17 protein-coding genes, 2 tRNA genes and 1 pseudogene are annotated in these 26,505 nt (G+C 62.4%); 15 read left to right on the forward strand and 5 right to left on the reverse strand.

The genetic code is table 11. The features are described from left to right. The first annotated feature begins 78 nt into the window (after window positions 1–78). From INT40_RS09415 to INT40_RS09435, 5 genes are all read left to right on the forward strand, one after another. Window positions 79–2,421: a maltokinase N-terminal cap-like domain-containing protein gene (locus tag INT40_RS09415; RefSeq protein ID WP_193095984.1), complete on the forward strand. Its 2,343-nt coding sequence runs from the start codon at window positions 79–81 to the stop codon at window positions 2,419–2,421. 102 nt (window positions 2,422–2,523) lie between these two features. Then, window positions 2,524–2,611 (forward strand) — tRNA-Ser (locus INT40_RS09420). Between the two features lie 164 nt (window positions 2,612–2,775). After that, window positions 2,776–3,684: a helix-turn-helix domain-containing protein gene (locus INT40_RS09425; protein ID WP_193095985.1), complete on the forward strand. Its 909-nt coding sequence runs from the start codon at window positions 2,776–2,778 to the stop codon at window positions 3,682–3,684. A 181-nt stretch (window positions 3,685–3,865) separates the two neighbouring features. Further along, window positions 3,866–4,864 carry a carbon-nitrogen hydrolase family protein gene (locus tag INT40_RS09430; RefSeq protein ID WP_193095986.1) on the forward strand — a complete coding sequence of 333 codons (999 nt, stop codon included), beginning with the start codon at window positions 3,866–3,868 and terminating at the stop codon, window positions 4,862–4,864. Between the two features lie 2 nt (window positions 4,865–4,866). After that, a complete protein-coding gene (locus INT40_RS09435) occupies window positions 4,867–5,913 on the forward strand; it encodes a phenylacetaldoxime dehydratase family protein (protein ID WP_193095987.1) in 1,047 nt (348 codons plus the stop codon). A 238-nt stretch (window positions 5,914–6,151) separates the two neighbouring features. Here the strand turns inward: INT40_RS09435 and INT40_RS09440 are convergent, their stop codons facing one another. Next, window positions 6,152–7,525, reverse strand: coding sequence for an APC family permease (locus tag INT40_RS09440; RefSeq protein ID WP_193095988.1), 1,374 nt, complete (start codon window positions 7,523–7,525; stop codon window positions 6,152–6,154). A gap of 451 nt (window positions 7,526–7,976) precedes the next feature. On the opposite strand from INT40_RS09440, the gene INT40_RS09445 reads away from it, so the two are divergent. Then, the gene (locus tag INT40_RS09445) at window positions 7,977–9,119 is read left to right on the forward strand and encodes an MBL fold metallo-hydrolase (RefSeq protein WP_226831030.1); all 1,143 of its coding nucleotides are present in this window, start codon (window positions 7,977–7,979) and stop codon (window positions 9,117–9,119) included. Between the two features lie 50 nt (window positions 9,120–9,169). After that, a complete protein-coding gene (locus INT40_RS09450; protein WP_193095989.1) occupies window positions 9,170–10,306 on the forward strand; it encodes a C45 family autoproteolytic acyltransferase/hydolase in 1,137 nt (378 codons plus the stop codon). A gap of 10 nt (window positions 10,307–10,316) precedes the next feature. Here INT40_RS09450 and INT40_RS09455 read toward each other — a convergent pair whose 3' ends face one another. Both INT40_RS09455 and INT40_RS09460 read right to left on the reverse strand, forming a co-directional pair. After that, complete coding sequence (locus INT40_RS09455; RefSeq protein ID WP_193095990.1) at window positions 10,317–11,324, reverse strand: hypothetical protein; 1,008 nt, start codon at window positions 11,322–11,324, stop codon at window positions 10,317–10,319. A 51-nt stretch (window positions 11,325–11,375) separates the two neighbouring features. Then, window positions 11,376–12,128, reverse strand: a complete 753-nt coding sequence (locus INT40_RS09460; protein WP_319021970.1) for a TetR/AcrR family transcriptional regulator — start codon at window positions 12,126–12,128, stop codon at window positions 11,376–11,378. A gap of 85 nt (window positions 12,129–12,213) precedes the next feature. Between INT40_RS09460 and INT40_RS09465 the strand changes: the two genes are divergently transcribed. Together INT40_RS09465 and INT40_RS21195 are read left to right on the forward strand one after the other, a co-directional pair. Further along, on the forward strand, window positions 12,214–15,075 hold the full coding sequence (locus INT40_RS09465) for an MMPL family transporter (RefSeq protein WP_193095991.1): 2,862 nt from the start codon (window positions 12,214–12,216) through the stop codon (window positions 15,073–15,075). After that, window positions 15,072–17,480: a YhgE/Pip domain-containing protein gene (locus INT40_RS21195; protein ID WP_096159823.1), complete on the forward strand. Its 2,409-nt coding sequence runs from the start codon at window positions 15,072–15,074 to the stop codon at window positions 17,478–17,480. The genes INT40_RS09465 and INT40_RS21195 overlap by 4 nt, the downstream gene beginning before the upstream one ends. A 426-nt stretch (window positions 17,481–17,906) precedes the next feature. Here INT40_RS21195 and INT40_RS09475 read toward each other — a convergent pair whose 3' ends face one another. Then, window positions 17,907–20,216, reverse strand: coding sequence for an FAD/NAD(P)-binding protein (locus tag INT40_RS09475; protein WP_193071152.1), 2,310 nt, complete (start codon window positions 20,214–20,216; stop codon window positions 17,907–17,909). Window positions 20,217–20,272: 56 nt separating this feature from the next. Continuing rightward, complete coding sequence (locus tag INT40_RS09480; protein WP_193071153.1) at window positions 20,273–22,123, reverse strand: LCP family protein; 1,851 nt, start codon at window positions 22,121–22,123, stop codon at window positions 20,273–20,275. A gap of 128 nt (window positions 22,124–22,251) precedes the next feature. Between INT40_RS09480 and INT40_RS09485 the strand changes: the two genes are divergently transcribed. The 6 genes and pseudogenes from INT40_RS09485 to INT40_RS09510 all read left to right on the forward strand — a co-directional run. Further along, entirely contained in the window at window positions 22,252–22,506 is a 255-nt protein-coding gene (locus INT40_RS09485) for a hypothetical protein (protein WP_193071154.1), read from the forward strand. Window positions 22,507–22,870: 364 nt separating this feature from the next. After that, window positions 22,871–22,959 (forward strand) — tRNA-Ser (locus tag INT40_RS09490). Window positions 22,960–23,120: 161 nt separating this feature from the next. Continuing rightward, on the forward strand, window positions 23,121–23,714 hold the full coding sequence (locus INT40_RS09495) for a short chain dehydrogenase (protein ID WP_193095992.1): 594 nt from the start codon (window positions 23,121–23,123) through the stop codon (window positions 23,712–23,714). 113 nt (window positions 23,715–23,827) lie between these two features. Continuing rightward, a complete protein-coding gene (locus INT40_RS09500; protein ID WP_193071156.1) occupies window positions 23,828–24,526 on the forward strand; it encodes a GntR family transcriptional regulator in 699 nt (232 codons plus the stop codon). Between the two features lie 275 nt (window positions 24,527–24,801). Continuing rightward, window positions 24,802–26,052, forward strand: a complete 1,251-nt coding sequence (locus INT40_RS09505) for an NAD(P)/FAD-dependent oxidoreductase (protein ID WP_193071157.1) — start codon at window positions 24,802–24,804, stop codon at window positions 26,050–26,052. A gap of 57 nt (window positions 26,053–26,109) precedes the next feature. Further along, window positions 26,110–26,496: pseudogene (locus tag INT40_RS09510) on the forward strand (dihydrodipicolinate synthase family protein); the annotation flags it as partial. Window positions 26,497–26,505: the final 9 nt, after the last annotated feature.

A 26,505-nucleotide genomic window follows, 5' to 3' on the forward strand; every position in this document is an offset into this window, starting at 1 on the left:
TTCGGGTGCGCCTTGAACAGCGCGGGGGCCGTAACATGATTGGATGGAAGGTGCCCGTAATTCCATCAAGGAGGCGACATGGCCATCAGCAGTGAGCTGGAGCAACTGTTAGCCGGCTGGATACCTCGGCAGTCGTGGTTTCCCAAGCTCGCCGCAGACTTCGGAACTGACCCCGATATCACCCCGATGTCAGTGGCTCGCGCCTTTGTCTATAAGGCTGAGGAGCTCGGTGGTTTCGCCGGTCTCGTGACCGTGATCTCCGTCGGTGACGGCCCGACCCTGCGTCGGCTCAACATCCCGCTCTCACTGCGCGGAGTCGAAGACATACACCTGCGCAAGTCGCTGATCGGCCAGATCGATGACCTGGCACTGGGAGACGTCTTCGTCTATGACGGCGCGGCAGATCCCGTGTTCGTCAATCTCATGGCCGACGCGATCACCAAGCGCAAGGTCTTCGACGGCGGCCAGTTGAGCACAGAATCGCTACGCCACAGCCAGGAGAAGGCGGCCTCGCGGGACAATCAGCCTGTGCAGTCCTCGGTGCAGACAGCCTCACCTCAGTCATCGTCTGGTCTCAACAGTCCCCCCGCCGAGGTTCTCCCTCCGAAGCCATCGAAGGCTGCGTTGGTCACGGACTCCCGTGAAGAGTTGCCCATCGATATCCGCCCCATCGAAGTCTCTGACTCAGGGGCCCACAAATCGACGGTCATCATCCACGACGAATACGAGCCGATGGAGCTCAGCTTCTTCCGCGTGCTGGAGAACGGGATGCCGTCATCGCTGACGATCCCGGTTCTGCTCACCGAGGCGGGCTCCCGCAGCGTTCCCGAAGTCATCGGCTGGGGCTCGGGTCGGTGGTACGACATGTTCGAGGTCGCCGAGATGGAAGCCCCGATGGCGTTGCTGTCGCATGTGGACGTCGACGCAGAACCCGCTTGGCGCGAGGCCGTGGACATCGTCTGCGCTGTCGATTCCGGGTCGATCGGTGCCTACAACGCTCAGGCCGCAGAGATGGGTCGCCGCATCGGTGAGCTCCACTCAGACATGGCCGCAGAATTCGGCATCGTCGAAGGTCGGGGAGAGCCGACGAAGCTTCTGGCCAAGAAGTGGATCGAGCGCATTGATTGGGCGCTGGGCCGTGCTCCGCTGGCGCTGGATTCCCTGGTGCCCGAGCTGCGTGCTCACCGCGCGAAGCTGCAGTCGTTGGAGACGATCGGCGTGCTGCAGAAGATCCATGGTGAGCTGACTCTTGATCACGTGGTGAGCTCCGGAACCGACGGCTACTCGGTCGTGAAGTTCACGGACTCGACGAACTCAGATCCGAAGCCGGTGGCACTGGACCTCGTGGCATTGCTGCGCAGCGTCGACTATGCGGCCGGATTCGCCCGACTGCAGCGGACCGGTGAGCTCGAATCCGAGGACGGCGGACTCGTTGTCAACGGCTTCGGCAATGACGCGTCCGTGCTGCGGACCATCTACGATTCCCCGGAATTCCTCTGGGCCTCGCAGGTGCAGAATTCGCTGCTCAGCGGATATTCCCGTGCCCGTGGCGAAAGCCTGGGCCTCGGCGACCCCGTCCTGCGCGCGGCCCTCATCGACAGGCTGCTTGTCGAGGTCGTCACCGAACTGCGCAATCGTCCCAACTGGCTCTCGGTTCCGCTGTCGACCCTGACACTGGTGCTCAAGGGCAAGCCAGCTCGCTCCGGTGACACTCCTGCGGAAGCGGAGCTCACCGTTCCCGCGACTGCCGCAGAGATTTCGGCTGCCGCAGACGGATTGAGCGACGTGGACGTTTCAAGCGACACAGACGTTTCAAGCGACACAGACGTTTCGAGCGACGCGGATGGATCGCAGAAGCCCGATCTCGTGGTCGAAGCAGACGAAGCTCTCATTGGCGCGGACGCCGAGATCGAAGCAGAGGCTGTGGCTGACGCGGACTCCGAGGTCGACACGGACGCTGTTGCAGACGCAGACACCGCCGTCGACGCGGACACCGAGGCCGAAGCGGATGCTGTGGCTGACGCGGACGCTGTGGGCGACACGGACGCCGAGGTCGACAAGGACACTGCAGTCGATACGGACTCCGATGCAGCAGAACCCGCTGAACCTCAGCCGCGTCCCGCACCTCTGCAGGAACCGACGGCGCAGTTCAGCGGTGCTGCCAGGCAGAGCAGGATTCGTCGTCCAAGCCCCGCCGAACAGTCAGAGACGGTCGATGAGGAGTTTGAGGACGAAGAGGACGAGTTCGTCGTCTCGCCCGTGCCCGCTACGTTCGCCGCACGCGGTGCCACCCCGGAGGATTCGGACTCGACTGGTCGCCACGTCGTGCACGAGGGAAAGTATGAGAAGCCGCAGACTGACGATTCCGAAGAGTCACAGGCTGATGTTTCTGAGCCGGACAGCGGCTCTGGGAAACACTGACACCAGTCCTTCGGTAATCGATTAGCAGAAGACAATCGGTTTGTGAGAAACTGTTGTGGCTCAGCCTCGTGCGGAGCAGGCCGTGGTTCATCACGAACCCTTGGAAGCGTGTCCGAGCGGCCGAAGGAGATGGTCTTGAAAACCATTGAGCGGCAACCCCGCTCCGTGGGTTCGAATCCCACCGCTTCCGCAAAGTGAAAGTCCCCGTTCGCATCGTGAAAACGACAGCGAACGGGGACTTTTTGCATCCCTGCATCGGATCTGAGCTATGCTTCCCTCAACCGTGATCGGGCATCGGAGCCCGCCTCGAGCGATACCGGTGGAAGAGTTGTGAGAGCGTATAGTTCGCAGACATTGACGACGGAACTGGCCGCGCCTGATGAAGCTGCCGATGTGTGGATCGACCTCATATGTGAGACCTTCGTGAAGCTCTCGGCTCGGCGTGCCTCGGACGCGCCTTTTCACGGTGAGATCGGTCGTGAGACCCTGGGCGAGCTCGAGTTTTCCACGGTGACGGCATCCGCACAGGATGTGTATCGGACTCGTCGGTTCGCGGCGACAGCCTCGGACGAGTATCTTCTCTTTTCGATCCAACGAGAAGGCGAGGGGTATGTCTCGCAAGATGGGCGCACGGCCCACCTTCACCCCGGCGGAATCGCCCTCTACGACAGCGCGCGGCCGTACAGCCTGCATTTTCCAACTGATTTCCGACAGCTCGTCGTTCAGCTGCCGAAGGCTTCGGTCGGCATCGATGATACGAGGGGTTTGACAGCCGATCCGCATGGTGTCGGCACCCCCGGCGGCGTGATCGCACAATTTCTCGTTGCGATGAGCGAACAGCTCCAGGAGGGCGGACCCGCCCTCGACCCTATGGTCGATCATGTGCTCGGTTCGTTGTCTGAGATACTCCGGTCACGGTCCGTAGCCGAGGAAATGCAACTGCCGGACCAGTTACTGAGGAGAAAAGCAGAATCGATCATGCGGCGTGATCTCGCCGACCCTGGATGGTCCGTCGTTCGGCTGGCTGCCGAATGCCACGCGTCTGTCCGCACTCTCTATCGGGTGTTTCCTGGAGGCGGGGTGTCGTCAATCATGCGGGGTATGCGCATCGACGCCGCTAAACAGCACCTGCGTGCCCATCCACTCTCCACTGTCGATGCCGTGGCCCTGCGTTGTGGGTTCGACAGTGGATCCGGCTTCATCCGAGCTTTTCGCGCGGAGACCGGCACAACGCCGAGGCGGTTCCTCGACGACTCATGTTGATGCGGACAGCAAAGCCTGGAGGCTGTGCGCTGGCGGATCAACACTGACTTTTCATAGAGCAACCCGACCAGCTCTGCGAGCTGGCACATTCCGTCACTGCGATGGCAGGTTCGGTCAACACACGGGCCTCAAAGTCTCCGATACTGAAGTGACACCGATCACATTCGTTAAAGGAGACGCCATGGAACGCACAATCACTGCCGCTGCTGTGCAGGCAGAACCCGTCTGGCTCGACCTCGACGCCACAGTCGACAAGACCATCGCACTCATCCAGGAAGCTGCCGGCAACGGCGCCGAGCTCGTGGCATTTCCCGAAACATTCCTGCCGGGCTACCCATGGTGGATCTGGTTGGACTCGCCCGCCGACGGAATGCGTTTCGTTCCGGGATATGCACAGAACTCGATGGACTCGCATGGGCCGGGGATGGAGCGAATCTGCGCCGCAGCCAAAGAGGTCGGCATCTACGTCGTTCTCGGTTACAGCGCAAAAGTCGGCGGAAGTCTCTACATGGCTCAAGCCTTCATTGATCCCGAAGAAGGGCTGCAGGGAGTGAGGCACAAGCTCAAGCCCACACACGTCGAACGCACAGTATTCGGAGAGGGCGACGGGTCAGACCTCCAGGTCCACAAAACCAGGCATGGAAGTATCGGCGCTCTCAACTGCTGGGAACATCTGCAGCCGCTGACGAAGTACGCGATGTATGCCCAAAACGAAGAAATCCATATCGGCTCCTGGCCCTCATTCTCGATATATGAGGGTGCCGCTGAGGCGCTGAGCCCTGCGGTCAACACTGCTGCCAGCCGCGTGTACGCCGCAGAAGGGCAAGCCTTCGTCCTTGCACCCTGTGGGGTTGTGGGCCAGGCAGCGATCGAGACCTTCTGCGACACAGAGGTGAAGAAACATCTGCTCAATATCGGGGGCGGGTACGCCCGAATCTTCGGCCCGGACGGTTCGGAGCTTGCGGCCCCTCTGAGCCCGGACGAAGAGGGAATACTGTACGCCGAGCTCGATCCCTCTCTCATCGCTATAGCGAAATCTGCTGCGGATCCTGTCGGACATTACTCACGTCCTGACGTGTTCCGCCTTCTCGTCAATCGCAATCACACGCCGAAAACCGTCCAAGTCGCCACCCTGGCCGACGCGGAACCAGCGGCAGATCTGTACACAGTGGAGGACTGAAAATGACTGCGTTCGAGTCAGCAATCCCCGAACACCTGCGTCGTGAACGCACCTGTCCTATGGCGATGAAGGAAAGGTGGCAACCACCCTACCCCTCGTTCTCGGCACGCTTCGATCCGGAGCGGTCAGGGCTGACAATGCTCATTCTCGGCATCCAAGTGCCGAATCGAGAGAAGCTCCGATGTGACCTGCACGATCATTGTCAGTCCTACATGAGTGTGACGGGACAAGCTGAAGGTGTCCTATTCAGAGATCAGTCCACATTCGTCGATAGCGTAGGCATGCTCAACAGGATGATCATCTGCTACCTGGATGGAGGAGAACAGGGGCGCCGTGACGCCGATCAGTTGAGAGTCGACTGGCTGAAGTCGGCTGCGGCAGGATCTGACTGGGGATTCTACGTCGAGGAAATTTGGCCGTCAATGGACCGCGTTGAAACGCTCTACTCCTCAGATCATGTCCAGGGCGTCGCGCACCTCGCCGCGTCACTAAGCGGTGAAATTCAAGAACACGGCTATTGGGGGAGTGCTCGGGACAGAATGCCGGCGGCGCAAACGGACTCATTGAAATTCGAGTGCGGTGATGCAGACAGTGCCCCGGAAGGAACGATTATTCGCGAAATCGAGAACCTTTGTCTCATCAGATCTGGACAGGACTGGTCTGAAACCGCAGGCGCTGAACGGCGCATGTACCTCGATGAGGTCGAGCCGACGCTGCGCATAGGAATGGACTACCTCACCTCTGACGGTGCTGAGGTTGGATGCATCGACAATCGCTATGCGAAAGTTCTTGACGAGGCTGGAGCGCCTATTGATCAAAGTTTTGGGCTGAGTTGGTGGAACAGTATGGCAGACCTCGATGATTGGGCCCGTGCACATCCGACGCACAAAGCGATCTTTGGGGTGGCTATGCGCTACCTCGGCGAACATGGCGGCAGCGGCCACCTCAAGCTCACCCACGAAGTGTTCGTCGTCGGGCGTGCTCAAGGTCAGTTCGAATACCGCAATTGCCATCCCGAAACCGGATTGTTGGCCAGCAGACCGCGCTGAACAGTGCTGGCACAGACACAACAATGGTGGATGGTGAGAGCGTCGATGGTGAACGGGGACTTCTGCAGCTCCAATTGCTCCACTCCACAGTCGAAGTCAGGACCTGCACTGTGAAAACGTGTAGTTCCTGACTTCGACTGCAGAACTCTGCGGGTAGCGCTGGTCGCGTCGCCTCAGGCCGCCGTGGATCGGAGCCGCCGTTAAGTGCTGGCGCAATCCCCAGCAGGCCGCTTAAGCCCTACTCCGCAGCGGACTCCGGTTCGGACATCTCGGCGTCGGCCTCGGGGTCGTCGAAGCTGCGGACCGTGCGCTTGAAGCCGCGGGTGAGCACAGCCAGGTAGATGACGCCGATGGCCAACCACACGACACCGCCGATGAGTGCGGTGTGGTGCAGGCTCACCCACAGAATTCCCGTCAAGATTGCGCCGATCGCAGGCATCACCACATAGTTGAATGCCGACTTGAAATCGACGACCTGGCGGGTACGGAACGCGAAGTGCGCGATCACCGTGAGGTTGACGAAGGTGAAGGCGATGAGCGCTCCGAAGTTGATCAGAGCAGAGATGAACTCGAGGCTGAACGACATCGCCAGCAGGCACACCGCTCCGACCAGGATGATGTTGAACATCGGAGTATGGGTCTTCGGATGGATGTAGCCGAATGCCTTGCGTGGCAGAACGCCGTTGCGTCCCATCACCAGAAGCATGCGGGAGACCGAGGCGTGAGAGGCCAGGCCCGATGCCACAGTGGCGGCGAAGGCGGCGGCAAGGAAGAAGCCCATGAAGACAGGGCCTCCGGTGAGCATGCCGATCTCCGGCAGCGGATCGTCGACGACGCTGAACTGCGAGTTGTCGGGGAAGAGCTGCTGAGCGAAGTAGCTGGCAACGAGGAAGAGGGCGCCGCCGAAAAGCACCGTGAGGATGATGGCTTTGGGCATGATGCTCACGTGTTTTGCCTCATTGGTGTACATCGTCACGGCATCGAAGCCGATGAACGAGAAGCAGACCACTGTGGCCCCGGTGAGTAGTGCCGACATGTGCACGCCTTCGTGCATGAAGGGCTCGGGGCTGAAGACGACTCCGGGGCCGTCACCGGTGCTCAGTTTGTAGGCGGCGATGACGCAGAAGAGCACGACCATGACGAGGGCGAAGACCAGGAGGACGCCGTTGAAGTTGGCCGTTCCGCGCATGGACGTGGAGACGATGCCGGTCATGACCACGGTATAGATGACCACCCACAGCCAAGCGGGGGCGTCGGGCACCAGTGATTCCATATACAGCCGGGCGATGAGGCAGTTGACCATCGGCAACAGCAGATAGTCCATGAGAGAAGTCCAGCCGACCAGGAACCCGAGTCCGGGGCTCATGGTTTCGCGGGTGTACGTATAGGCCGAACCCGCTGTCGGGAAGACCTTGACCATTTTTCCGTAACTGAAGGCCGTGAACACCATGACGATGAGAGCGATGAGGTACGCGGCGGGTACCGCGCCGCTTGTCTCATCCGACACGATCCCGAACGTATCGAAGACCACCGTCGGCGTCATATATCCGAGACCGAGCCCGACGATGGACCACAGCCCGAGGTTGCGTTTCAGTGAGCCAGACGCAGCCATATCAATCCTCCCCAATGAGTCTTGCTGAATGTCGCAGCGATCCCACTCGACCGTGCATTTGCACAGACGCGGAAGTGATCTGCGCCATAGACACTATCCCCTCGGCAACCGAAAACGCAATCAATTCCACCGATCGAAACGATAACTTCACCTGCATCGGTTTAATTGCAACGAATCCAGTAGCCGAGGTTGCTGATTACCAGCCACACGCCTATCGTCATCCACCTCTTCGCCGAGGACGCCCGTCCACTCGCTGTCACCGTTCTTGCGACTGGTTCCGTCCCTCTGCCGCCAACCCGCAGTCGCTGTCCTTGCAGCTGGCGCCGTCCCCCTGCCGTCGACAGAAGGCCGCTGACCTTATCCCGCCTATCGAACGACTTTTCAGTAACAGTGAAAAGAGAGTAGGTTGATCAGCATTGGCAATGTCGGCCCGCGGCTTGACGGGGCCGCGATGGTTCGGTCCCAAACGGGCCCGGCCATGATGCTCGACGATGAGAGGCAACGGCGAACAATGGCGATCGAAACACTCAGTTCAGCGCAGTCGAAGGCGTGGAAAGACAGAGTTCTGCCCCCAGTGGAGAACGTTGCCGAAGGTGTCTGGGCGATTCCCGTCCCGATCCCCGACAACCCACTCGTCTACACCTATTGCTACGGAATCGCCGACGGCTCGGGCCTGATCCTCATCGATCCGGGTTGGGACGGCAAGGACCAATACCTCGCGCTCACCTCGGCGCTGAAGTCCCTGGGATTCACTGTCGCGAACGTGCACGGGATCGCCATCACCCACTACCACCGCGACCACATCGGGCTGGTCCCGGCTCTGCTTCACAAGAACCCTGACATGTGGGTCGCCATGCACGGCGAAGATCTGCGCTCGATCAAACAGTTCTTCTCCCAGAGTGTGGACCTGGGCACCGGGGTCGACCCGAGCATCAACATCGCTCGCGCCTACGGCGTTCCCGAAGACCGTTGGTCCGAGGTCGAAAGCCTCCAGGTCGGCAGCAAGAAGAACAAGGGCGGCGCAGGATCCAAAAACGATTTCGCACTGCTGATGAGCAGCATGCCCGACACCATCAGCATCCTCGAGGACGGCTCCGAGCTGCCACTGGAGTCCGGAGCGCTGCGGGCATTGTGGACTCCCGGACACACCTACGGCCATTCGGTCTTCATCCGCGACGAGGACCAGCTGCTGTTCTCTGGCGACCACGTGCTCCCGACGATCACCCCGAACATCGGACTCGACAGCGGCGCGATCACGCACAGCCTCGGCGACTATCTGGGTTCTCTGGACAAGATCGGAAAACTGGACGCCGAGGTGGCGGTTCTGCCGGCGCACGGGTTCCGCTTCCAGGGTCTCCACGACCGCAGGCGCGAACTCGTCGAGCATCATCAGCAGCGACTGGGTGAGATCACCGAGCGTTTGGACGCCACCGAGGACCACAGCGTCTATTCGATCGCGCAGGGCCTGCACTGGTCGCGCGGATTCGAATCGCTGCACAACTTCAACCTGTTCGCAGCCCTGGCGGAGACAGCCGCCCACATGCACTACCTGGACATCGAAGTCGGAGTGGGGTCGCTCGTCTCACAGGCGTGAGGCAAGTATGTCCCAGTGAGAATATGTTCCAGTGAGAAGAGAAGACGCTGATGAGTACAGAGTACGTTCCCGCGGCCGAGGTCAGGCCGGAGACTTTCACCTCTCGAGCCGCTGACCACGTGCAGCGCGGTGCCCAGCGCGGGCGTGAGCTGCGCACCGGCATCGAATCCGCGATCGCCGGCTACCGGCGCTACTTCGAATTCCTGTCCATCGCCGAGGTGGATGTCCGTGCCGCTGCCGCGTCGAGTCACGCGCGTCTCCAGGCGTGGTCTCCGGAAGCCGCCGAGGAGGTCGCAGCCGTGGCCGAGGGGGCGAAGGTTCCCGTCGATGAACTGATGGAGGTCATCGCCCGCACCGAGATCATGACCCTGGCACCAGCCTCGGCGACGGAGTGCTCGACCGTGAGCTTCACCCGCCCGGGCGGCTCGCTTGCGGCACAGAACTGGGATTGGGCCGCCGACTTCTCGACGCTGTGGCACATCAACGACGTGGGTGCTGTGCCCGGCCAGCTGCGTCACGTGGGCATCGCCGAATACGGGATGCTCGGCAAAATCGGTCTCAACGAGGCCGGCGTCGGCGTCCTGCTCAACATCCTCAAGCACGAGGGCGATGGTGCCGGGGGAGTGCCCATCCACATGATCCTCGAACGAGTCCTGTCGACGGCGACGACCCTGGACGAGGCACTCGAGATCATCCACTCGGCACCCACCACGTCCTCGTCGATCATCACGGTGGTCACCGCCGACGAGGTGGTCCAGGTCGAGATCGCCAACGTCCAGAAGCGCGAGCGTCGTGCCGGAGGTTCGAGCGCATCGCCGGGCTCGGGGTCGGGCTTCCTGCTGCACACGAACCACTTCCTCCACCCCGAACTCGTCCCCGGGAGCCTCGAGCTCAACGCGACGTCAACCTCGCGGGCACGGCATGCTCACCTGGAGCGGCGACTGGAGGACTACTCCATCCGAGCTGGAGCTTCCGGTGGTCCCGAGTCCACGGCCGATCTCATCGACCTTCTGACCACCGGGCCAGGCGAAGCGCCGGTGTCCTGCACCCCGGCGCCCGGGGCCGCATATGGGGACCGGTCAGCGACCCTGGTCACCGTGCAGGTGGACCCGAAGCGTAAGCAGATCGACCTGGCTCCCGGCTCACCGGCGGATGGGATGCAGGGCAACCGTCGCTATCAGCTCTGAGCAGTAACCCTCAGCTCTGGTCCGCCTCGGCGCCGTCCGCAGTCTTGGCGGCAGCTTCGCTTGCGGCCTCTTCATCGCGCATCGAGATGATCGTGTCGAGGCCAGAGGCGATCGAGTTCGAATCGTCGAGCGCCGTCTGGGCCAGGCGCCACGGCACCATATCGAGGTTCTGATCGCCGACCCGGAAACGGATGAAGGGCTGACGGCTGCGGGGGTCATCGGCCTCGAGGTTCGCACCGTAGCGCCACTGCCCGAATCCGATCCGCCGAATGGACTCGCCGATGAAGCGCATCGCTCCGGCGACGAACGGGGTCTCTTCCTCGCTCATCATCTCATCGCGTGAGTCGTAGCGTGCCTTGAGCTGCTTGCCCAGCCGGACAAGGCTCTCTCGCCCGAACTCCCACGAGGACGGGTCGGCCTGTTCCTGGGACCAGGCCGCGATGCCCGGTTCCACGGTGCCGATGAATTGGGAGAGGAATTCAACCTCATCCTCGCTGGAGTTCTCAGCGGTGAGCATCCCCATCGCCAGGCCGGTGCAGCTGCGCTTCGGCTCGCCGTCACCACCCAGATTCTCGCGGGCCTTGGCCAGGACAGCCGTGAAGACTTCGGCGGTCCGGGCGTCGACCGCGGCGAGGATGATCGCCAGGATGGGGATCGGCTCACCCTTCAACGGGCCCTCTTCGGTGTCCGGACGGATGAACGGCATCCCGTTTCCGGTCTCCTCGTCGTGATCCCAGGCTCCTCCGATCGCACGGAGATAGGTTTCGCCGAGGTAGCGGATGAGGCCCTCGACGAACCTGCGGTTCTCCGGGTCGATCACCTCGTCCGGCGAGGAGAACTGCGAGAGGACGAAGAACTCGAGCATCGGCAGGGATTTGGGGCCGAAGTCCTTGGGGAACGGCACCGTCTCCCCGTCTTCCTTGTCGAAGGTCTCGGGCAGGTCGGCGAGGACGAAGGCGCCGAGGCGGACATCCATGTTGTTGATGAAGGCGTAATATTCGCGCTGTAGTTCATTCACGGCCACCACTTTAGTGCCTAGGCGCCGGTCCGTGGCGTTTGGAGCCTGAGTCTAGGACTTCTGCGAGAAGTCCAGCAGCCGGCTGAGGATGCGCACCATCTGGGTCGAGTCGATCTCGACGACCTCGTGAAGTCTCTTCCCTGCAACTGCACGCAGAGATGCCTGCGAGTGGACGGCGGTGAGCGCCTCGATGAGGTCTTTGAGCGGAATCGTCGATGCGGCTTCCGCGAAGTCGATGGCGTTTTCGATCAGCGATAGGATTCGCTGTCCTTGGAAGGAGTTCAGCTCTGCGTACCTGGGGTAAAGGCCAGGCGTACGCAGACAGTACAGCTGGATCTCATGCTCAGCGATCACCTCGGCGGCGGTGGCCCTCTTCTGACTGAAGGTATCGTCGATGAACTCCCGGAGGAAGCCTTCGATGTCCTCGGGGCGACTGGAGTTGAGGCGATCGCGCCAACGTTCGATGCTGGCGTCGAGCAGGTCCAGGTCATGGGAGGTGCGCTGTTCGATCGTGGCCAGAACCAGATCGTCGCGGCTGGAGAAGTTCGAGTAGAACGCGCCTCGAGTGAACCCGGCGGCCTCGCAGATCTCCTCGATCGAAGCCCCGTCGATGCCCTTGACGGCGAAGACGGACACGCCCGCCTCCACCAAGGTGGATCGGGTCTGCCGTCTGCGGGCGCTGAGATTGTCTGTATTCATCGGCATTTCATCGTCGTGGTGGTCGCGGTGCTGTTGTCGCGGGGCGGTGCTGTTGTAGTCGGGTGCGCCTCGGTATCGGCCTGGGCATCCGATGAGAATCTTCACGAAACTCCTGATGCATTTGCGCTGAGGGCACTGAGTCAACAACAATACATTACTGTATCCAATACACTTTTGTATCGAGGTCTTCGTGTCAACATTCTTGTACGCCCTGGGTCGACGTGCCTATCGCGCCCCCATTCGATTCATCGCTCTGTGGCTGGTGATCTTCGGACTCGTCGGTGCCGGTGTCGCAGCATTCGCGAAGGACTTCGACGACGACTTCACCCTCCCCGGTTCCGAAGCACAAGTCGCACTCGACTCGATGCGCGCCACCTTCCCCGAAGCCTCGGGCGTCGCCGCAGACGTCATCGTCGTCGCCGCTGAAGGCGACTCGGTCGAAGACTCCACCTACAAGGACGAGATCGAGAAGGAAGTCGATCGGCTCGAAGACCTCCCGCACGTCGACGCCGTGACCTCACCCTTCGACGACCTGGTCGATGGCGCGATCAGCGGCGACGAATCCGCCGCGATGATCTCCGTCCAGTACGACGGCACCCAGCAGGAGGTCGGCGAGGCCGCACCCGATGATCTCCTGAACGAACTGGATCCGCTTCGCGATGCACTGCCGGATGGTTCCCAGGTCGAAGGCGGCGGCGAACTCTTCCAGATCACCGGTGTGGCGATCTCCTGGGTCGAAGGCATCGGCGTCGTCATCGCCTTCATCGTTCTGCTGCTCACCCTCGGCTCCTTCCGCGCAGCGGGCATGCCCCTGATCACGGCCCTCATCGGCGTCGGCATCTCTGTTCTCCTGGTCGTGGGATCCACGGCCTTCGGCGCGGTCAACTCCTCATCGATCATGTTGGCGCTGATGTTGGGCCTGGCAGTCGGCATCGACTATGCACTGTTCATCGTCTCCAGGGCCCGGGCGCTCCTGGCCGAGGGCCACGACCCGCTCGAGGCCACCGGACGGGCCGTCGCCACTGCTGGATCTGCCGTCGTCTTCGCGGGCATGACCGTGATGATTGCGCTGCTCGGACTGTCCCTGGCCGGAATTCCATTCCTCACCGTCATGGGCATCGGCGCCTCCGGCTCCGTCGTCATCGCCGTGCTGATCTCCCTGACGATGGTTCCCGCATTGCTGGGACTGGTCAAGGAGAAGATCACACCCAAGCCGTCGAAGCGCTACCGCCGGGCGTTCGCTACCGCCCAGAAGAAGGCGGATGACTCCGTCTCCCGGACATCGATTGCCGCCGAGGCGGAAGCTGAGGCCGGTGAACCGTACCCGAAGACGATCATGAATAGGTTCTTCGCCGGTTGGCTGCGCGTGGTGACGAAGATTCCGCTGCTGACAGTCGTCATCATCGTGGGTGGACTCGCGCTGTTCGCGATCCCCGCCTCCAACCTCCAGCTCTCCCTGCCGACCGCAGGCAGCCAGGAGGAGGGCGCCCCTGCCCGAACCACCTATGACCTCATCGACAAGCACTTCGGGCCCGGCTTCAACGGACCGCTGGTCATGACCAGCGAGATCGTGACCTCCGATGACCCCCTCGATGATGTCGAGAAGATCGAGAACGAGATCGAAGACGTCGACGGCGTCGATCAGGTCGTCCTCGCCACCCCGAACCGGGATGCGACGACCGCTCTGTTCCAGATCATCCCCACCACCAGCTCCGAAGACCCGGCAACTCTCGGCACCGTCGACCGGCTCCGGGACCTGAGCGCGGACATTGAGGACGAGGACGGTTTCGAAACCGCGGTCACCGGTGCCACGGCGATCCAGATCGACGTCTCCGATCAGCTCGGCAAGGCGCTGGTGCCCTTCGGCATCTTCGTCGTCGGACTCTCGATCATCCTGCTCATGATGGTCTTCCGTTCGATCTGGGTGCCGATCAAGGCCACCGGCGGCTTCCTCCTGTCCGTCTTCGCCTCCTTCGGCACCGTGGTCCTCGTCTTCCACGACGGACTCTTCGCCGGTCCACTGGGCATCGACTCGACGGGGCCGGTGATCAGCTTCCTGCCGATCATCCTCATGGGCATCCTGTTCGGACTCGCCATGGACTACGAGGTGTTCCTCGTCTCCGGAATGCGCGAGGCCTATGTCCACGGGGCCACAGCCAGGGACGCGATCAAGGCCGGCTTCGCCTCCTCTGCCAGAGTGGTCTCGGCCGCGGCGATCATCATGTTCTCCGTCTTCGCCGCGTTCGTTCCTGCGGGCGAGCCGATCATCAAGTCCATCGCCCTCGCTTTGGCCTCCGGCATCTTCGTCGACGCCTTCCTGGTGCGCATGTCCTTGGTGCCTGCCATCATGCAGATGCTCGGCGACAAGGCCTGGTGGCTGCCGAAGTGGCTCGACCGCATCCTGCCCCGCCTCGATGTCGAAGGAGAAGGCCTTGCCCACGAGGTGGCTCTGCGAGATTGGCCGGAACCGGACTCCGAATACCGGGTCTACGGTCGCGGCATCGCCGTCAGCTCGGGTCGACGCGGATTCGCCCAGGTCGACATCTCGCTCTCACCGGGCCAGATCCTCGTCGCCAGCGGCCAAGCACGCAAGGCATTGCTGCTGGCTCTCTCCGGTCGCGTCGGACTTTCCGCCGGTGAGATGAAGATCGGAGACATGGTCCTGCCCGAACATGCCGGACGGGTGCGTCGTCGTGTCCCGTACTTCGACCTCGATAAGAACGGGCCGGGGACGATGCCAGGGTCACGCGAGCTCTCACAGCTGCGCACCTCGGCGCCGGACCTGCTCATCATCAGCGAAGCAGGTGCACTGGCCGGAGAAAGCGGCCGGGACGTACGCGATCTACTCTTCGATCTGCAGGCCGAGGGCACGGCAATCGTGCTGGGTCTGCCCGACGGCGACATCACCGGGATCCTGTCCCCGAACACGAACTACTTCCACCTCGATCTCGATGAGGCCAAGCCGGAGGCTGAGCGTGGAACCGACAATGACAACGGCGGCGTGCAAGCCCACGCGGCCGGTCGCAGCGAAATGGAAGGCGTGCAGTCGTGAGACTCGAACGTGCGAACTCGAAACGGCCCGTGACCTGGCTGTCCCTCTTCGGTCTGGTGCTCATCCCGATCATCGTGGCCGCTGGATTCATTCTGGCCACGTACAACAGCACCGATCGCCTCGATACGATCGAGGCCGCGATCGTCAACAATGACGACGGCGCCGAGGTGGATGGTGAGACCGTGCCGATCGGCCGGCAGCTGACCAGCGGGCTTGTGGGTGAAGAGGACAACAACATCCATTGGGTCATCACCGATGAGGACGATGCCGAGAAGGGCATGTCCGATGGGTCCTACGCAGCGACTCTGACGATCCCCGAGGGCTTCTCCCGGGCTGTGACCTCGGTCAGCGATGCCAAGTCGGCAACTCAGACGCAGCTGGACGTCGACGTCTCCGGAGTCGCTCCGGCCGCCGACACCCAGATCGCGCAGTCCGTGGCCGGAGTGGCACGGACAACCTTCAACACGCAGATGACCGAGACCTACCTCGACAACATCTATGTCGGCTTCAACGACATGGGTGATCAGATGAAGGACCTCGGAGACGCCGCCGGTGAACTCGACGAGGGTGGCGAAGAGCTGGCGAAGGGGACGGAGAAATCCGCGAGCGGGGCCGGTGAACTCTCCGCCGGTATGGACAAGCTCGACTCTTCTGGATCCGAACTCAGCAAGGGCGCCGGAGACCTGTCCAAGGGTGCTGGTGAACTGTCGAAGGGCACCTCTGAACTTTCGGGCGGTCTCCAGGACATGAAGAAGTCGACGGCGGATCTGCCCGACAGCACGCAGAAGCTGGCTGACGGTGCCGGAGAGCTCTCCGGGGGAGTCGACGAGTACACGAAGTCCATCGACCAGATCATCAAGGGCTTCGCCGGTTCCGGTGACTCCGGCTCCGGCGAGGGCGGTCTCGATGATCTCCTCAAGGGCGGCAAGGACCTCGACAAGGGTGCCCAGGGAGTCTCCGAGGGTGCAGAAGGCCTGTCAACGGGTCTCGGCCAGTACCGCGACGGGCTCCAGGAAGGCGCCGACCAGGCCGATCAGCTGGCCAAGAGCGGAACCGTGACCGGTCTCGATTCGCTGGTGTCGGCGGGCATGATGACCCAGGACGAGGCCGATCAGGCACGTGCTCAGATGTGCCCTGCCGGCACACCGGACGAGGTCTGCGCCGGCATTGAGAAGGCCTACGCTCAGGGGCTGCTCAACGGCACCTCGGGTGGCCTGAACAGCGCCGTCGACGGTCTGGAGCAGAAGCAGGACGGCGAGTCGCTGCTCGGCGGAGCGGACAAGCTCGCCGACGGTGCGGGTGAACTCAGCGACGGCATGAGCAAGTTCGTCAAGGGACTCGAAGACGGCCTCGGTGAACTCACCAAGGGCATGGAGGACATCTCGAAGAATGCTCCGAAGCTGCTCGAGGCCTCGAAGGGTCTGCGCGATGGTGCCTCCGGTGTCGCCGAAGGCAATCAGAAGCTTGCCGACGGAATGCCGGAGCTCAGCGACGGCATCGCCAAGGTCGCCGATGGTTCGAGCGAACTCGACGACGGTGCCGGACAGCTCTCCGATGGACTCGGCGAATTCTCCACGGGACTCGACCAGTACACGACCGGTGTCTCCACTGCTGCCACCGGCACCTCTGACCTTGCGGCCGGACTGGACACCCTGTCCGAGGGCACAGACAAGTATTCGCAAGGAGTCGGCAAGTTTGCCGACGGTGTGAAGAAGGGCGCGGACGAGGTTCCCTCCTATTCGGCACCGGAGCGTGACAAGCTCTCCACAGTCGCCTCGGAGAACATCAAGTCGCCGGACTCCTCCGACGCGGGCGATGTGCTGCAGGGATCGACTCTTGCGCTGCTCATCATGCTCGCCCTGTGGGTCGGCGGACTCGTCACCTACACGGTGCTCAAGCCGATCCCCGCCTCGACTCTGCTCTCGACGAAGTCCTCGGTGGCCGTCTGGCTGCGCGGATTGGTGCCTGGCGTAATTGTGGGACTGCTGCAGGCCCTGGTGCTGTCGATCCTGGCGGTGACTGTGTTGGATATCGACGCCGTCCAAGGCTTCGACATCGCGGTGTTGACGTTCGTCTCCGCGCTGGTGTTCATGGTGCTCAACTTCGCACTGGTGGCGTGGTTCGGCGGCGTGGGCAGGTTCCTGTCGGTGATCGCCGTGGTCCTGGCTGTAGCCGGCCGAACGATCGGCGCGGTGCCCGGCTTCTTCGACTTCCTCGCCCCGATCCTGCCGCTGACGCCGGCGATGAACGGCTTCGTTGCGATCACCGCCGGAACCACGGGCGTGGCCGCTGCCTATGGCGGCCTGCTGGCCTGGGCGATCATCGGAGTCGTGATGTCCCTCCTCGCGATCGTGCGAGCCAGGACCACGAAGCCCGAAGCCGCCCTCGAAATGGCCGACGCCTAAGGGGAGACCCCGGCATGGGGCACCCGCGTGAGGACCGTGGGGCTCAGGCGGGGGAAGGTGTTGGGAAGGCTGTGCGGAGAAGCAGCTCGGCCGAAGTTTCAGGGCTCTGGTTTAAACGCGAGCTCTGAAACTTCGATGCAGCCTTAGCGAGACCTCGATCTGGCTGAGACTCCTCGTGCGCGCCAGTTCGTGCGTACTGAACCCCGTCTCGGTGCCGCGGGCGCCGGCGCTCTACCGTCTAAGTCACTCCGAGTTGATTTGCAACCAGCTCAGTCTGATTCAGAGTGCTCAGCTTGCTGCCTCAGGCTGCCCAGCCCAGCTGCGCAGCCTCGAGACTATGTGAAGCGAGCCCGCATGGACCGAGCTTTCGTGGAGCAAACCTGAGTGGAACAAGCCTCGTGGACCGTGCGGGCCTACGTGTGAACCTCATATGAGGTCGAGGATCGCCTGTGCTGCGGCGTGAGAGTCGCCGAGTGTTGCTGCGTTCGCATTGGGATTCGCTGCGATCGCCAGCCCCCACTGGACGGAGGAGAGCTGAATCGACAGCGCGAACCGTCTGGGGTGCACAACGCCTTCGATGTCGATGGTGCGGTAGGGCCGCGAGGTGAGCGCGAGTCCGTTGAGGAATTTCTCGCGACCGTCGTCCAAGGTCAGCCGTGCGGGTGTGAGCTGACCGCGCTCGACCATCCCGTGCACCAGCACATCTGCGGCCCGAGACACCGCGTTCGTCGGTGACGCCGCATCGATGACGACACTTCCCGTGATTCCGCCCGTGACCTGCGCCGAGGTGACAGTGAATATCTGCGGCAACGGATCCCCGTTTGCCGAGGCGTGATCCCCGTCCGCGCTCGCAGCGCCGTCGGGAGTGGCTTCGATGCGCATGTCCGGGCCGATGAACTCGACGAAGCCGGCTTCGGCTAGAGCAAGTAGTTCTGCGATGCGCTGCGGGGGAGGGCCGTCGCAGATGCCGGAGACGAAGCTTTCGAACCAGCCGCAGATCTCCATGTCGATGCTGACGCGGTCGATGTGGCCGGCCACGATGAGTTCTTTGAGGAGCAGTCGTGACTGCCAGAGCACGGTGAACAGAGACTTTTCGGCGCTGCCCTCGGGCCCGGCCAGAGAGTCGTGGAGATCGTTGCGGAGGAAGTCGAGCATCCACTCGTGCAGGGAGTTCGCCTCCCTGGGCCCCCGGCTGTCGAACTCTCGTCCCTCGAGAGGATTGAGCAGCTCGTGCAGTGACATGCGGTGAGCGGGATCGGGAACGAGACTCTCCTCGATCTCCGACCAGGCGAAGGCCTCTCGGGTGACGCGGCCCTGGCGCGCAGCCTCGGCGGCTTCGTGATCTCGGGACTCCGCAGCGCCCGTGGCCGCAGAATCTTCCCTGGCTGTGGCCCGCGAGGTCTGCGTCTCGCGCGAATCGCGTGACTCCGGGTGGGTCTCTTGCCAGGTGCGCCTGGTCAGGTGTCGGGACACCGCCTCGGCGATGGCTTCACGCAGCTGTCCGGGATCACCGGCGAATGCGTCGGGGCGGATCCGGGACAGGGTGCTGTAGTAGGCGAGACGAAGATCGGCGAGGATGAGCGGCCACAGCTGGTCGTTGAAGCGAGCCCCGGCCTTGCGCTCGCCGTCGAGGTCATCGAGACCGGCGAGCAGTGCGATGTTCTCCCGTGTGAAGTAGCGCAGGGGCCAGGATGAACGCGGGTGGGCTTGGCAGATGGGTTTGCTGCGGTAGGGAACTCCACGGCGGGAGCCGAGCAGCAGGCAAGGTTCCTCACCGCTGCGCACATAGCGGAGTTCGCCTGCAACCTCGGGGTCCGGGTCGAACCGGCCTCCGCGTTCGTGTGTGAACAGTGTCTGCAGGTCGAAGTAGTTCAGGCCCATGCCGCGGACGATGACACGGCTGCCGGGTGCCACCTCGGCGACGGGAGCTTCCGCCGGCAGCCCCTGCGGGATGTAGAGTCCGCCCTTCCGCTGTGCGAAGGCCGCGAGTCGGGCACGTTCCTCAGTCTGCGCACTGGGGATGTGGCCGACAGCAAGGACGACGGCGGAGGCGATGATGGCGGTGCCGTCCTCGCATCGGACCAGCTGCGGTGGCACGGTCTCGGGATCCGTTGAGGTATGGCCCAGGGGTTCGACCGGTGGAAGGTCGATGACCGATTCGACCTTCGTGGGATGCTCGACGATCTCGACGAAGGCAGGTGCCATGTCGCGGATGCGAGCATAGGCGTCACGGAGATAGCGGCCGTAGAGAGTCCGACTGGGGAACGTGGCATCGACGGGATCGGTTCCACCCATCTCCCGGTACCACTGAGCCATATCGGGGCCGAACCGATCGGATGTGCCGTCGAATCCGAAGCGATCGGGCACCCCGTCGACAGAGCCCAACGCACCTTCGGAGAAATCAGCCGATGCGTCGGCAGAGACGAACGAGCAGCTCGAGTCGGGGAAGATCGTCTGCTCGCCGATGGTCGTGTTCATCAACAGTGCCTCGGGCTGATCTGTGCGCCAGACGATGCCCGCACCCGGCGGGTAGGGGTCGATGAGATGGACAACGATGCTGGCCGGAGAGTCGGCTCCGTCGGCTTCTGTGTCGGAGAGCCGTTCGACGGCGAGGGCGACGAGTCTCTCGAGGACCGAGAGTCCGCGGGGCCCGGCGCCGATGATCGCAACCGAGTGGGCCCGCGCGTCTAGACCATCTGTGCCCGAACTGGTCGTCACCCCTGACCTGTTCGTCACGCCCGAACCGTTCGTCTCAGTTGAGCTGTCGTCGACCGAATGTGGTGAAGAAGTTGTCACCCTTCATCTCCGGCTCCCGGGCCTGGATAGCCGGGGAAGTCGTCGCCGGGCTTGAAGCCCTTCGGGTAGCACTTGCCCTCGGCGTTCGGCTCACCGGGCTTCGTGGTTTCGGTCGGTTCGCCATCATTCTCCTCGGCCGGCTGGTCCTCGGAGGACGCCTCATCGGAAGGCTCCTCAGCGGCGGTGTCCTTCTTCTCGTCCGGAGCTGGCTTGTTCGTCGGCTTCACGGACTCTTCGCCCTTGGACGCGCCCTTGACCTCACCGAGAATCCACTTGTGGAGGACGTCGAAGTCGGGGTTGTAGGTGGGGGTGACGTCGTTGTTGATCTGCACCGTGGTGACGTCGCCCTTCTGCATGGAGATCGCGAGCTCGATGAAGGCCGGGACCTCGTTCTGCGGAATCGACGTGGCGATGTTCTTGGTCGCCGAATTCGCGAGTTTAGGGTACGCCGTAGCGAGTTCGCGCGGGTCGATCTGATCGAGGGTGGTCTTGATCATGCGCTGCTGACGGCACATGCGATCGTAGTTGTCACTGCCTTCACGGGACCGCACATACCAGAGTGCGTCCTTGCCCCTGAGCGTCTGCGGGCCCGGATCGACCCAGCCGTAGATCTTGTTGGAGACTCCGGACATGGACTTGCCGCCGCCCATCGGGATCGGACGTTCGACGTCGATCTTCACCCCGCCGATAGCATCGACGACGTCTTCGAACCCGGCCATGTCGACCGCAGCCCAATAGTCGAGGTTGAGGCCGAGCGAACCCTCTACAGCCTGCATCGTGGCGAACATGCCCGGCTCAATGCCGTGGGTGTTGCCGATGTCGTCCTTGTTCTCCTCGCCCCACTGCCAGACGGAGTTGATGAGGTCGACCGAGGATTGGCCGGTGGGTCGGAAACCGTCGGGCCAGGCCTTCTCCAGTTCGCTGCCTTCGGGGAAGACCGGGAACGCGAGGTTACGCGGCACAGAGATCAGGGCGGTGTTGCCAGTCTTCGTGTCGATCGAAGCGACGAGCATGGTGTCGGGGCGTGTACCCTCACGGTCATCGCCGTTGTCGCGGCCCATGAGGAAGACGTTGATATAGGGCTTGTCGGCCCAGAGATCTTCAGCGTTCTTGGCATGTCCCGTGCTGTCGCCGAAGAGGCTTGAGACCGTATCGCCTTGGACTCGGGCGTAGACTGAGCCGACGCCGAAGGGAATGCCGACGATCAGTGCGAGAGAGACGACGAGCACCCCAGCCATCTTGTTCTGCCACGGGGCATAGCGGTGGCCTTTGCGCAGCCCGAAGTGGGAGATCACGATCACGAGGATCCAGATCACGCCGATGATGGCGAGGACGATTGCGAGGAAGGTCAGCAGCGTCGGACTTGAGACGACGGTGCCGAATGCGCGGACTGGCCCCTTGATGAGGACATAGAGGATGGCGACGAGGAAGGTGATGACGAATCCGCCGAGGAGGATGAAGCCCAGTGGGCGGAATCGTGTGCGCAGCAGGCCGATGCCGGGGAGCAGGGTGCTCAGTGAGGTCCAGCCGACGAGGCTGGGGAATGCTTCTCCGACTCGTGATGAATGGCGACGTGCCCGGGAAGCCTCAGCTTCCTCGACGGCTTCGTCAGCTCGGCGGTCCCTGCGCCGCGGTGCGGCGCTTGCTTCGTCGGCGATTCGATCCGCAGATTCCCTCGCCGAGGCGGGGCCGCGTTTGCGTGCATCCGCGGGCTGGGCTGCATTGCGGCGAGTTGGTTCCGGTGCGTCGGTGTTGGGCTCCGAAGTCCTGGCCCTGTGTTCTTGGGCCTCGGCGGCCGATGCCACCCCTGCGGCCGATGCTTCGTTGGCTCCTGCGGCACGAAGCATCCGTGCTTCGCGGCGAGTGCGTGGTGCAACTGGACGAGGCGTCGGTGCCTTCGACTGATTGTTCTGGGAGACCGGCTGCTGTGAGGTCGAGGACGGACGTTGAGTGGATTCGGAATTCTGTGACGTGGATGAGTTCTGTGACCGCCTCGATGAGCTCGGAGGCTGAGGAGACGCTCGCCGTGATTGTGAACGCGACTGCGACTGTGACTGCGACTGCGAGTTCGATGATGGGCGGAGTGAAGCCGACTGATCCTCGCTGGCTGTGGAATCACCGCGGAATCGAGGGCGAGAAGAAGCGCGGAGACGGTGACCAGCAGGACGAGAATTGGGGTCGTTCCCATTCGGCCCTTGCTTGTCAGGGGGAATCTCTGGCAAGTTCTTAACTCCTCGTAGTTTACGTCTCGTGCTCTGTGCGATGCTGGCTATCGACGCGCATCATGAACGATGTCAGCGCAGGAGGCACCTCCGTAGCATCGTTTCCAGACCCGTCAGAGAGCAAACCGCAGAGCACTTCAGACCGATTTTACGCCCGTAGATTGATGAATGCTGGAATTCGCGTGTATGCGAGCAGAAGAGTCCGGTCGCGATCCCCTTTTATCCAGTGATCCGACTCTAGCCGGATTATGATCAAGCCCACTCTTTGAGCGCACGCTTTGCTCTTCGCCGTTGGTTTCGCATAGGCTGTTCCCCGTAGTGATAACTGCAGGTTCGACACTCTCTTCGCCAAGAGGTATCGAGTCAGTAATTGGAGTCGTGGCTGAGCGGCCGAAAGCGTCACCCTGCTAAGGTGAAGTCCCTTGAACTGGGGACCGAGGGTTCAAATCCCTCCGACTCCGCGTTGTGAATTACCCCCGTCTGGCCAGTCAAACACTGAGCAGGCGGGGGTTTTTCGTCGGAGCGCCCTCAGCCCTGGTGTGATCGCCCCTGATCCTCTAGGCTCAGGATTGTCAGTCAATCCTGTTTGGTCTGACCTTCACATCAAGGAGGGAGCCCTGTCATGAAGATCTTGTTGGTCGGCGCCGGAGGGCATGTCGGAAGAATCGCGCTGGCCGAGCTGGAGGCTCGAAACCATCACGTGGTTGCAGCATCCAGATCGACGCAGCCCGGAGTAGACACCTCAGATCCTGAATCGATCGCAGCGCTTCTTGAGGCGGTCGGTCGAATCGATGCGATCGTCGTTGCGGTGGGCTCCGCGGCATTCAAGCCCGTCACCGAGCTCACACGTGAGGACTATACGAGTGCGTTTGTGTCGAAAGCATTGGGCCAGGTTGAATTCGTGACGCAGGGCCTCGACTATCTCAATGACGGCGGTTCGATCACGTTGACCACCGGTGTACTCAGCCGCGAGCCCGTGCCGACTGCAGCTGCGGCTGCTTTGGTCAACGGCGCCGTCGAATCATTCGTCGGCGCCGCCGCTCCGGAACTTCCGCGCGGCATCCGCATCAATGCAGTCAGTCCGAACGTGCTGGCGAACTCCCCCCACTTCCACGACGCATTCGCGGGGATGGTTCCGGTGACCGATGAGCAGGTTGCCGCAGCCTTCGTGCGCTCCGTCGAAGGCAACGTCACAGGCAGGGTCCTCGCCGTCTGACCCGGCCCGGCAATCTGACGGAACTTTGCAGGCGGTATCGATTGGGAGGTGCAGCAGTGGACTCTGCGGGACCAGCGGAAGGCAATGTCGGCCAAGCATCAGAAGGTGCACTCATGTCGAACACCTCACAGAGCTCTTCTGCTCGTGCGGCGCAGGCTCCCGTGTCCAACACTGAGCGTCGGCAGCGCGTGGTTGATGAGATCAAACGGCGGATCGTGCTCGGAGAGATCCGGCCGGGCCAGCGCATCATCGAGGCAGAGCTCACGTCCTCTCTCGACGTCAGTCGCCCGACTGCGAGAGAAGCGCTCAACCAGATGGCGAGGGACGGCTTTTTGATTCAGGAAGCCTACCGAGGACTTCGGGTGGCCGATATCGAGTCTGATTCGCTGTTGGAGATCGCCCGTGTCAGGGTCGCTCTCGACACCGAGGCGATCAGTGAGATCCTCGCTGACACGACGGGGCAGCGGATGGGCATGCTGGAGGAATCGTGGCGAACGTTTGAGACGGCCACGGCAGAATCGGACCCGCTGGCCCTTCACGAGGCGCACGTGCGATTCCACCGTGGAATCTGGGAAGCGGCGGACAACTACCTCCTCATGCGCATCTGGCCGGTGATGGAAGCGCAGATGACGATCGTGTTGGCCTACGACCAGTTCACACGGACGAATCCCGCACGGGCTCATGCCATTCATGCTGCACTGATGCGTGCGATCCGCACGGGTGATTCGGCACAGATCCGGACGGCTCTGGACGTTCACACCATGGACAGTGCCCAAGAACTCGCGTTGCTGACACCTAGGCCTACAGAGTGACCGGTCTCTAGGCCGACAGGCCCACCGGCTGACCGGTGCCTAGGCCGACAGGCTGACCGACTGACCGACTGACCGACTGGCTGACTGACCGACTGTCCCGTCTGTGCAGCAGCCAATCGGTCCGTATCGGGGGTCTCCTGAAATTCAAAGCGAAAGAGCATTGACGCGATCGGGTCGAGTGCGTAGCGTGAGCAGCATAGGGATTGTCATACAATTCTATCGGCGTGTGAAGCTGCGGCCAGTGTCGGTCGTGGTCGACACTGAGGGAGACGTGCATGAAGGTCGTCGTTGTCGGTGGCGGAGTGGTGGGTCTGGCGAGTGCCTATGAATTGGCGTCCGCCGGCTGTGAGGTCACGCTTCTGGAGTCCGGAAAATGCGGAGCCGGTGCCTCCCATGGCAACGCGGCGAAGGTGGCACTGGCTGAGAGTACCCCGGTTCCCGCTCCTGGAGTCTTGCTTCAGGGCATCAAATGGATGCTCAGGCCCGACAGCCCACTGTCGATCAGACCTTCTTTGGCGCCCGGATACCTGAAGTTCCTGCTCCGTATGGCCCAGCACTGCAATACCAAGGACTTTGAGGCTGGCCTCGACGTGCATCTGCGTCTTGGAGAAGACGCGAATGCCCTCTTCGACGACTATCAGCGTCAGGGCATGGACTTCGAGATGCATGCTCGCGGGGTTCTCTTAGCGTTTGAGACCGCGGATCGTTTCGAAGAGCACTGCCGGACGCTGGACGCGTTCGCTTCGGTCGGGCATGTGGCAGACGAGCTCCACGGCGATGACCTGCTGGAGGCGGAGCCGGCGCTGAGTGACAGCGTTCGTCATGGTCTCTTCTTTCCCACCGATCGACAGATCGAGCCAGACTCGCTGACCCGCGGATTGCTGGCGAAATTGAGTGACCTCGGCGTGAATGTGCGCGAAGAAACGAGTGTTGGCAGCTTCGTCCGCGGCGGTGACACCGTCACTGCGGTCGTCACGAGCGACGCGGAAGTCATCGCGGCTGATGCCGTCGTAGTCGCCGCGGGTGTAGCCAGCGGTGCGCTCCTGACGAAGCTCGGACGCAGACTGCCCATCTATTCGGGCAAGGGATACAGCATCGACTACGCTCCGCCGCCGATCAATCTGAGAACGTCTCTGACGCTCGAAGACGCGCGGGTCGCGGTCACCCCACTCAACGGCCTGCTTCGTCTGGCCGGAACGATGGAATTCGGAAGCAGGGATGACGAAGTCAACGACGTTCGCGTGGATGCTATCCGCGAAGCGGCCCGCCGTTCCTTCCGTGACTGGGGCGAAGAACCGGCGGGCGAACGAACACCGTGGGCGGGCTCGCGACCGATGACACCGGACGGGCTTCCCGTGATCGGCAACCTGGGAACCGCCAAGAACGCCTATGTGAACTCCGGGCACTCGATGTTGGGGCTGACACTGGCACCCGCCTCGGCGAAAGCGCTCACCGACATCATGCTCGACCGGAAATCCACCCTCAGCTCCGATCTCCTCGCACGGGTCTCACCCCAGCGATTCTGATCGACTCACCCCTTCGTTCGACGCTGAACGATGAACACCAGTTGAAAGGTCAATCCCATGCCAATTACGTTCACCGGCATCTTTGCCGCTTGCATCACCCCGTTCACCTCCGATGGCGCCGAGGTGGATCTTGACGGCATCTCGGCCCAAGTCGAGCACATGATCTCCAACGGTGTCCACGGGTTGGTTCCGGGCGGTTCCACCGGAGAATTCACCTCGCTGACTGTTGCTGAGCGCAAGGCCGGCAACCGAGCCTACATTCAGGCAGCGAACGGACGCGTGCCCGTGGTCGCAGGCACTGGGGCACTCTCAACGGCCGAGACCATCGAGCTGAGCCGCGATGCCGAGGAAGCCGGTGCCGATGCGCTCATGATCGTGCCTCCCTTTTACGACACCCCCTCATTCACGCCTCACTCTCAAACGGTACGGCCCATTCTTAAGCGGCAGGGCAGG

It is taken from the genome of Brevibacterium sp. FME17, from assembly GCF_014897515.1.
In the GTDB taxonomy this organism is placed as follows: Bacteria; Actinomycetota; Actinomycetes; order Actinomycetales; family Brevibacteriaceae; genus Brevibacterium.

Bases quoted from the DNA above. Each gene is read 5' to 3' on its own strand.
- INT40_RS09415 (WP_193095984.1), top strand. From the start codon at position 79: ATGGCCATCAGCAGTGAGCTGGAGCAACTGTTAGCCGGCTGGATACCT.
- INT40_RS09430 (WP_193095986.1), top strand. From the start codon at position 3,866: ATGGAACGCACAATCACTGCCGCTGCTGTGCAGGCAGAACCCGTCTGG.
- INT40_RS09435 (WP_193095987.1), top strand. From the start codon at position 4,867: ATGACTGCGTTCGAGTCAGCAATCCCCGAACACCTGCGTCGTGAACGC.
- INT40_RS09440 (WP_193095988.1), bottom strand. From the start codon at position 7,525: ATGGCTGCGTCTGGCTCACTGAAACGCAACCTCGGGCTGTGGTCCATC.
- INT40_RS09445 (WP_226831030.1), top strand. From the start codon at position 7,977: ATGGTTCGGTCCCAAACGGGCCCGGCCATGATGCTCGACGATGAGAGG.
- INT40_RS09450 (WP_193095989.1), top strand. From the start codon at position 9,170: ATGAGTACAGAGTACGTTCCCGCGGCCGAGGTCAGGCCGGAGACTTTC.
- INT40_RS09480 (WP_193071153.1), bottom strand. From the start codon at position 22,123: ATGCTTCGTGCCGCAGGAGCCAACGAAGCATCGGCCGCAGGGGTGGCA.
- INT40_RS09485 (WP_193071154.1), top strand. From the start codon at position 22,252: ATGAGTTCTGTGACCGCCTCGATGAGCTCGGAGGCTGAGGAGACGCTC.
- INT40_RS09495 (WP_193095992.1), top strand. From the start codon at position 23,121: ATGAAGATCTTGTTGGTCGGCGCCGGAGGGCATGTCGGAAGAATCGCG.
- INT40_RS09500 (WP_193071156.1), top strand. From the start codon at position 23,828: ATGTCGAACACCTCACAGAGCTCTTCTGCTCGTGCGGCGCAGGCTCCC.
- INT40_RS09505 (WP_193071157.1), top strand. From the start codon at position 24,802: ATGAAGGTCGTCGTTGTCGGTGGCGGAGTGGTGGGTCTGGCGAGTGCC.